At 40.1% G+C, this 1,398-nt stretch carries 2 protein-coding genes; both read left to right on the top strand.

Annotated elements, in window-relative coordinates:
- Positions 1 to 104 (top strand): sodium ion-translocating decarboxylase subunit beta (locus tag AB5935_RS25420; RefSeq protein ID WP_368327806.1); only part of this gene is annotated, 104 nt, incomplete at its 5' end.
- Between the two features lie 294 nt (positions 105 to 398).
- A partial coding sequence (locus AB5935_RS25415; RefSeq protein WP_368327805.1) for a tetratricopeptide repeat protein occupies positions 399 to 1,398 on the top strand: 1,000 nt, incomplete at its 3' end.

Genomic DNA, 1,398 nt, shown 5'->3' with positions numbered 1-1,398 from the left:
ACGATTCGACCAACTATTTGTTGATGCACGCTATGGGTCCGAACGTTGCCGGAGTGATCGGTTCAGCTGTTGCTGCCGGTATCCTGCTCGGATTCTTGATGTAAGATATAAGGAGGCTGTTTGAACAGTTCTTAAAATAAAAAATAAGACTATCCTAAAAGCCTTGAATTTATAAAAATCACCTTTGCTACATTATAGTAGTAAAGGTGATTTTTCATTATAAGGACTTGCTGTAAAAAAGACTGTAGCTACCATGCCCCATGTATTGTATTGCGCACTGTTGTGTTACCTTCTCTTATCATTCCGTTAATCTATCCAAAATAATCTACGAATAATTCGTAAATATAATATTTTTAGTAACTTGCAGCAGATAAGTCAAACAACTAAAATAAAATATTATGAAACGGATTATCATTCTGTTCTTTCTTTGTTGTACCATTCCTCTAATAGCGCAACACACAGACCCTATTCAAGAAGCTATGGCAAACTACGATTATGAGACGGCCCTTTCTCTTATAGCTCAAAAAAAGACTACCCCTCCCCTGCTATTACAGAAAGGCAAAGCGTTGCGTGGACTAGGACTCACTACAGAGGCACTTGCTACCTATCAAGAAATTATCTGTAATGATACTACAAATACTCGTGCTTTCATTGAAGCGGCCGAATGTTGCCGAGCACTAGCTAAATACAATCAAGCACTAAAATATTATGAACATGCACTTGATCTGAATCCGGAAAACAAATATGTACGTATTCAATATATCAGCTTGCTTCTCTCCCAACAGAAGTTTAGCGAGGCGCTTGGTGAAAGTAGTCTGATGACAGAAAAAGACAGTTCCGCCATTGTCCTGCATCTACAAGCTCAAAGCTTTGAAGGAATGGGCGAACTTCTTCCCGCTGCAGGTTGCTATTACAATATCCAGGCTAAATATCCCGACGATTATCTGGCAGCCAGCAAACTAGGTGCTCTAAATATATCCGGTTCTTATTTCGACGAAGCCATCGAAGCTACAGAAAAATACCGGCAAATTGACAGTACCAACATTTCCGTCAACCGGCAGAACGCTTTAGCGTACTGCTTGAAACAAGACTACCCCACTGCTATCCGGCGTTATGAATATCTTGTCAGCCAAGGAGACAGTTCTTTTCATACTTGTTATTATTTAGGCATCAGTTACTATGCAGCAGAGAAGTACTATGAAGCTCATGATTTTTTGGAAGTCGCCCGTAAATATGATCCCAACAATATCAATCTCCTTTATTACCTCGGTCGCGCCTGTTCCAAAACTTCCTGGAAAAAAGAGGGCGTAGACTATCTGGAAAAAACCATTGATCTATCCATTCCCAAAGATAGCAGTATGACTCGACTTTACATCGGGATGACCGACTGTTACAAGA

The sequence above is a fragment of the Phocaeicola sp. RTP21198st1_B8_RTP21198_201120 genome (assembly GCF_040929485.1).
GTDB classification, from domain to species: domain Bacteria; phylum Bacteroidota; class Bacteroidia; order Bacteroidales; family Bacteroidaceae; genus Phocaeicola; species Phocaeicola dorei.
This window is presented reverse-complemented; position numbering and strand designations above follow the sequence as displayed.